The organism is Streptococcus infantis (genome assembly GCF_047465035.1).
In the GTDB taxonomy this organism is placed as follows: domain Bacteria; phylum Bacillota; class Bacilli; order Lactobacillales; family Streptococcaceae; genus Streptococcus; species Streptococcus infantis_T.
In genome coordinates this window covers 1-7,904 of the sequence record NZ_JASHAQ010000035.1, presented here as the reverse complement: position 1 = coordinate 7,904, position 7,904 = coordinate 1, and the positions used below count along the sequence as shown (strand labels likewise).

Sequence of the window (7,904 nt, the reverse complement as noted above, 5' to 3'; positions counted from 1 at the left end):
AACCCAACCGTAACTGATGTTAAAGTTGGCAAAGATGGCACAACAACTGTTACATACCCAGATGGTACAACAGCGGTTATCCCAGCAGATAAGGCAGTTAAGAAATCAGATGATAAAGAAGTTAAGGATCCATCAGTAACTCCTGTTACAGATCCAAGCAACTTGACTGATGCAGAAAAAGCTAAAGTAGCCGACGAAGTTAAGAAATCAAACCCAACCGTAACTGATGTTAAAGTTGGCAAAGATGGCACAACAACTGTTACATACCCAGATGGCACAACAGCGGTTATCCCAGCAGATAAGGCAGTTAAGAAATCATCCGATGAAGGTACGAAGGATCCATCAGTAACACCAGTTACAGATCCAAGCAACTTGACTGATGCAGAAAAAGCTAAGGTAGCCGACGAAGTTAAGAAATCTAACCCAACCGTAACTGATGTTAAAGTTGGCAAAGATGGCACAACAACTGTTACATACCCAGATGGTACAACAGCGGTTATCCCAGCAGATAAGGCAGTTAAGAAATCAGCTGATAAAGCAGTTAAGGATCCATCAGTAACACCAGTTACAGATCCAAGCAACTTGACTGATGCAGAAAAAGCTAAGGTAGCCGATGAAGTTAAGAAATCTAACCCAACCGTAACTGATGTTAAAGTTGGCAAAGATGGTACAACAACTGTTACATACCCAGATGGTACAACAGCGGTTATCCCAGCAGATAAGACAGCTAAGAAATCAGCTGATAAAGCAGTTAAGGATCCATCAGTAACACCAGTTACAGATCCAAGCAACTTGACTGATGCAGAAAAAGCTAAGGTAGCCGACGAAGTTAAGAAATCTAACCCAACCGTAACTGACGTTAAAGTTGGCAAAGATGGCACAACAACTGTCACATATCCAGATGGTACAACAGCGGTTATCCCAGCAGATAAGACAGTTAAGAAATCAGCTGATAAAGCAGTTAAGGATCCATCAGTAACTCCGGTTACAGATCCAAGCAACTTGACTGATGCAGAAAAAGCTAAGGTAGCCGATGAAGTTAAGAAATCTAACCCAACCGTAACTGATGTTAAAGTTGGCAAAGATGGTACAACAACTGTTACATATCCAGATGGTACAACAGCGGTTATCCCAGCAGATAAGACAGCTAAGAAATCAGCTGATAAAGCAGTTAAGGATCCATCAGTAACACCAGTTACAGATCCAAGCAACTTGACTGACGCTGAGAAAGGTAAAGTAGCCGACGAAGTTAAGAAATCTAACCCAACCGTAACTGACGTTAAAGTTGGCAAAGATGGCACAACAACTGTTACATATCCAGATGGTACAACAGCGGTTATCCCAGCAGATAAGGCAGTTAAGAAATCAGCTGATAAAGTCGTTAAGGATCCATCAGTAACACCAGTTACAGATCCAAGCAACTTGACTGATGCAGAAAAAGCTAAGATAGCCGACGAAGTTAAGAAATCTAACCCAACCGTAACTGATGTTAAAGTTGGCAAAGATGGTACAACAACTGTTACATACCCAGATGGTACAACAGCGGTTATCCCAGCAGATAAGACAGTTAAGAAATCAGCTGATAAAGTCGTTAAGGATCCATCAGTAACACCAGTTACAGATCCAAGCAACTTGACTGATGCAGAAAAAGGTAAGGTAGCAGATGAAGTTAAGAAATCTAACCCAACTGCGAAAGATATCAAGGTTAACAAAGACGGATCAGTAATTGTAACCTTTGAAGATGGCACCACAGCCTTTATCCCAGCAGATAAGACAGTTAAGAAATCAGATGGTTCAGTAGCAGGTAATCCAGCTGCTAACCAAGATTCACCTGCTCAAGCACCAGCTAAGAAAGCAGGAGCGAAAGAATTGCCAAATACTGGTACAGAACAATCTAGCGCTTCACTTGCTTTAGCACTTCTTGCAGCAGCGACAGGCGGACTCCTCTTCGCTAAAAAACGTGAGGAAGAAGAGTAAGAAATTACTCAAATAAAGCAAAACTGAGAATCTTAATTCTATGAATTTGCTAGAAAAACCGTAAGAAGAAATTCTTACGGTTTTTTTGATGGATAATGAGGATCTTTGTCAACTGTAGTGTTGAAAAAAGCTATAATAGAATGAATCTAGAACAGGATACTAAGACTGCTAAAAATATTTCTAGAAATTAGTTTGACTTTCCTAATCGATTTGTTCATACCTTATTTCAATCTACTATAACATCTGGAGAGGACAGTCGTTGTTCTCTCCATTTTTATATCCAGAGATAGAAGGATTTGTTGAAAAACTAAAAGATAAAACTATAAATCTCGGAAAAAAATATTTACTAAAAATTTTTAATACTGTTAAATAAATTGTATGAATATAAAAATGGATAAATCTCTTATAGTATGGCTGAAATACATTACTAGATGCATGTTTGTTTCTTTAGTTCTATTTGTTAAAGAATTACTAAGTTTCCGATAAAAGATGTAAAAAAATATTGAATTCAATATATATAGTGCGTTTTTTATAAAAAAGTAACCGCTAACACTTGATTTTTATAAATATAGTGATATACTAAATTTGTGTAAAAAAATTAAAGGAGATAAACATGAAGTTTCATTTTAATGAGCGTCAACGCTTTTCTTTACGTAAGTATAGTTTTGGTTTAGCCTCTGTTCTTTTAGGAACTGCCTTCTTTTTGAGTGGGCAAGTTGCTAGTGCTGATGAGGTAAATGTTTCAGAAACATTGCTCACCTCCGTAGTATCTGTTAGTCCAGAAAGTTCAACAAGTACATCGGAATCTTCAGTACCAAGAACTTCTGAATCAAAACCAACAGTAGCAGATAAGTCTGCTCTATCACCAGAAACTGCCGATTCAAAACCAACAGTAGCTGATAAAGCTGTTGTAACACCAGAAACAACTGAAGTTTCTTCAGATTCTGAAAAAGTTGCAACAGAAAGTCCAAAATCTGAGAAATCAGAAGTATCAGCTAAAGAATCAAGTGAAGATACGGCAAAAACAACTGAAGGTAAAGCTGAAGTTGAAGTTGCTGAAAAAGATGATAAGTCTACTGATAAAGCTCCAGCTGAAGCACGCCGTTCAACACGTACACGTCGAGCTACTTCAGAAAATAAACGTGAAGTATCAAATTGGAGTGAGTTTGTTTCAGCCTTAGAGGATGGAAATGTCAGCGAAATCACTGTAAATGGTGATGTTGTAGCTCAAGGTGATAATGGTAATACCGACAATGGACGTTCAGGATCTGTTGACCGTAGGACTACTATTCATGCACAATCTCGCCCAGTTACGATCCAAGGTAAGGACGGCAATGCTCGTCTAGATCTTTTGTCGCATACTTTGGAATTGACAGGAGCTAGCTGGGAACTAAATCTTAAAAACCTTAAAATAGCGACTGCTAATTCTAAAGGTCCGATTGATTTATCAAGTACCAGTGGGTCAAATACAGTAACCTTTGAAAACGTGACAAGTGTTGGTTCATCACTTTATGGTGGTGGTGGTAACACCCATGTTGTTATCAAAGGAACTACAACTTCAACAGTTAGTGACAGTTATCAAGCTGCAAATGGTCAAACTCAACACGTACAACGCAATGTTGGAGCTGCTGGCCGTTCAGACCAACGTCGTGAGTCAAATATTCACGATGCTAAATCTGTAACAGTTGCTGAGGGAGCTAGTTTAACGCTTAATCGCTCTTCTCAAGGGGATGCTATCACTCTTGAAAGTGGAGCTAAGGTCAGTGTAAAAGATAAAGGTAGCCTTACTATTAACATGAACACTGACAATCGATCTGAAAATGCTCGCTACCATAATGCTGGTATTTTCATGGCTGATAGTGGGACCGTGGAAACTGGTAAGGATTCTAAGTTAGTCTTGAATACTAGTATCGGACAAGGGATTTCAATTGGTGTAAATCGTCCAGCTGATGGTATCACTGATAAGGATCGTTACGGTGGATATGTTGCAGGTAACCACGGTAGAAAAAATGGACCGAGTCGAGTTCTTATTGGCGATGGTGGAACTTTTGAATTTCATGGCCGTGATGGGATTATGATGGGAAATCACTCAGAACTTGTCACAGGTCAAAATGCCAAAGTTCGCTTTGAAAATAAAGGTCGTGGTGTTGCCCTTGATTTCGGAAATGATTCAAGAGTAGTCTTTGGAAAACATTCAAACAATACCTTCCATTCTGTAGGCAAAGGGCCTAAGAGCGGCGGTGGTCCGTCTGGAAGTTATGACGGATATAACTATATCGGTCTAAATGAGAACGGTAAGATTCTTGTAGATGACTTTGCTACTTTCCGTGTGCAAATGGACAATCGTGGAGATAATGCCTGGGATGATGTGATTTCCCTTGATTCTAGGAATGGTCGCAAGAGTGAACCAGTTTTTCAAGCGAATAAGGGTTCTATTGTAGATATTCGAGATGATAATACTAACTACTATGCTGAGTTGATATCTGTGGCGCTAGGTAATAGTTCAAATACCTTCTTCCAGTTCAACAATCCCCTTTATGTTTCCTTTATGAGATACACAAAATCAGATGGTACATCAGCAGGTGAAATTACCGGGAAACTACCAATAACTATTCCTCAAGGGAACAATCCACAGGATATTGGCCACGGAAATATTCTTTATATCTCAAATAAATTAGAAGCTTCAGGGAACCGAATCGAATTTAATGGTCCAACAAATAATGCAGGTGTTGGGACCTATACGGTTTATTCCATGAACAAGGATGGTAGGGATGCACAAAGTCATAATAAACAGAGTTCTGTTTGGATGAATATCCAGGGCGGATCTATGTCTATTGCTGGTTTCCAAAATAATAGAGCACACATAGAACCTGCTAATGCCACATCTGTACCAACAGGTTCTTCTACTGGGGGAGTTGTTGCCACAGATAGGACTTATGGTATTGACCCGGTAGGTGATAACCGTCAAAATATTTGGGTATCAAATGGATCAAAAATCAACCCTACTGGTGTTCATAAAAATGTCATCAAATATGTTTACGAAGATGGAACTCCAGTTAAAGAAGATGTTATCCAGTCATCAGATTGGAAGCGTACTTTGGATGTCTCTATTGACCAAGAAGGCTTTAAAAAGATTTTAAAAAATTCAAGTGTCAGCAATGGTGATGAATTCTTAGCAGCCTATAGTAAAGCGAAGTATCACATTTCTGATATTGATGGAGATAACATAGCTGATACAGGCTGGAAAGAAGACGGAACAAATTCTGGTACCTATAATTATGGTACTATCGCTTCGCCAAAACTAAAAGGCTATAAACCAGAAATTCTATCAACTAATGTTCCAGGATTAGAAGCTGGGGCTAAAGCTGATTCAGTTTCTGTTTCATATGATTCAAGCAATGCAACAGACACACTTATTGAAACTCAAGCAGGTAAACGCACCGTTTCAGAAACTTATTGGCGCAATATTGTAGCCAAGTCTGATTTGGGTACATACGAAACAGTCGTTGTCTATAAGAAAGTAAAACAAAAAGCTACTGTCAAATATATTGATACAAGTGCTAACAACAAGGAGTTGGCAAAAGATACAGTTGAAGGTGCAGCTGGTGAAACTATTGCCTACTCAACTGAAGCTAAGATTGCTGATTTTGTTAATAAGGGTTACAAACTTGTAGACGATGGATTCAAAAAGGCCTCTGAAGATCAAAAGAAATTTGATGATGATGAAAACATTGATCAAGAATTCGTAGTTAGATTAGAACACGATGTAACTCCAGTTGGACCAAATAATCCACATAAACCAACAGAGCCAATCAATCCAAATGATCCAAAGAGTCCAAGATACCCTGCGGAAAATCAATGGAAGAAAGATGTAACGTCAACTGTTCATTATGTGGTATCAGACGGTAAGGCAACTGCCCCAGCTGATAAGGTTCAAAATGCACAATGGACACGTACCTTAAATGTTGATAAGGTGACAGGTGAAGTTCTTAACCCTACTGAACCATGGGCAGCGAATAAGGCTAACTATGATGCAGTTCCAACACCAGGATTGACAGGTTACTACGCTGATAAAGCAAGTGTTGCTTCTAAGACAGTTACTCAAGAAAATCTTGAAGAAACTGTAACTTACAGACCACTTGGGAAATTGGTTCCAAAACCAGAGACACCAAATGATCCGAACTTCCCATCAACACCAGAAGTGCCGTATCCAAATGATCCAAACTATCCAACGAAACCAGGTCAACCAGTTGTGCCTAATGTACCAGGCTACAAACCATACTTGCCAGATCCAAACTATCCAACGAAACCAGGTGAACCAGGTAGACCAGTAGAACCAGGAAAACCAATCACTCCTGAAAATCCAGGTAAAGATACGCCGATTATCTACCGCAAGGCGGATCAAAAAGCTATTATCAAGTATGTTGATACCAGTGCTAATAATAAGGAATTAGCAAAAGATGAAGTTTCTGGTAAATCGTATGAAGCCATTAACTACTCAACTGCAGACAAGATCAAGAAATACCAAGATCGTGGCTATGTTCTTGTAAGTGATGGATTCCCAGCAGGAGCTACCTATGACAAGGATGAATCAGTTGATCAAGAATTCGTAGTTACCTTGAAACATGGTGAAACACCAGTTGGACCAAACGATCCACATAATCCAACAGATCCAATCAATCCAAATGATCCAAACAGTCCTAAATACCCTGCGAAAGATCAATGGACCAAAGATGTAACATCAACAGTTCATTATGTGGTATCAGACGGTAAGGCAACTGCCCCAGCTGACAATGTTCAAAATGCACAATGGACACGCACCTTAACACTTGATAAGGTGACAGGTAAAGTTCTTAACCCTACTGAACCATGGGCAGCGAATAAGGCTAACTATGATGCAGTTCCAACACCAAGTTTGACAGGTTACTACGCTGATAAAGCAAGTGTTGCTTCTAAGACAGTCACTGAGGAAAATCTTGAAGAAACTGTAACTTATAGACCACTTGGAAACTTGGTTCCAAAACCGGAGAAACCAAACGATCCAAACTTCCCATCAACACCAGAAGTGAAGTATCCAAATGATCCAACGGATCCAACCAAACCAGGTAAACCAGTTGTTCCAGATGTACCAGGCTACAAACCATACTTGCCAGATCCAAAAGATCCAAGCAAACCAGGTAAACCAGTAGAACCAGGAAAACCTGTAACACCGGATAAACCAGGTGAAGATACGCCAATCATCTATGTACCAAAAACAACTGAAGTTACAAAACCAACTAAACAAACTGTTAAGTACACAAGTACAGATGGTAAAGCTCAGGTACCTTCAGATAAGATTCAAAATGACTATACTTTCACAGGTAAGAAGAATCAAGCTGATGGTACAACAACATGGACTGAAAACAGTCATACTTACGGTAGGGAAAGTGTTCCAGTAGTTTCTGGTTACTACGCTGACAAGTCTGAAGCAGGTAGTAAAACAGTCACTCCAACCAATCCTAATGCTGAAGATGTTGTAACTTATAAACCACTTGGTAAGATTATTCAAGTAGATGAATCAGGAAATGTTATTCCAGGTTCAGTATCTAAGACTTATGAAAATAACCCATTGAATCCTAAAGAAGCAGCAGAAACTAAAATTCCAGATGCACCAACAGGATATGTGATTAAGGAGGAACAACCACAAGCATGGGGTTACAATATTGTTGATAAAACTATTGAACCAAATGATGAAAGTGATCCAGATCGAATTTCACAAGATACGAAGATTGTTTATGTTAAGGCAGACCAAAAAGCAGTGATCAAGTACGTTGACCAAACAACAGGTCAAACCCTTGCCAATGATCAAGTCGGTGGTAAATCAGGTGAGGCAATCAATTACTCAACTGCGGATAAGATCAAGTACTATGAAGATCGTGGCTATGTTC

At 39.3% G+C, this 7,904-nt stretch carries 2 protein-coding genes; both read left to right on the top strand.

Translation table 11 applies throughout. The features are described from left to right. Window positions 1–1,977: LPXTG cell wall anchor domain-containing protein (locus QM406_RS09780; protein WP_414274108.1), on the top strand; the 1,977-nt coding region annotated here is incomplete at its 5' end. 613 nt (window positions 1,978–2,590) lie between these two features. Then, window positions 2,591–7,904 (top strand): mucin-binding protein (locus tag QM406_RS09775; protein ID WP_414274107.1); only part of this gene is annotated, 5,314 nt, incomplete at its 3' end.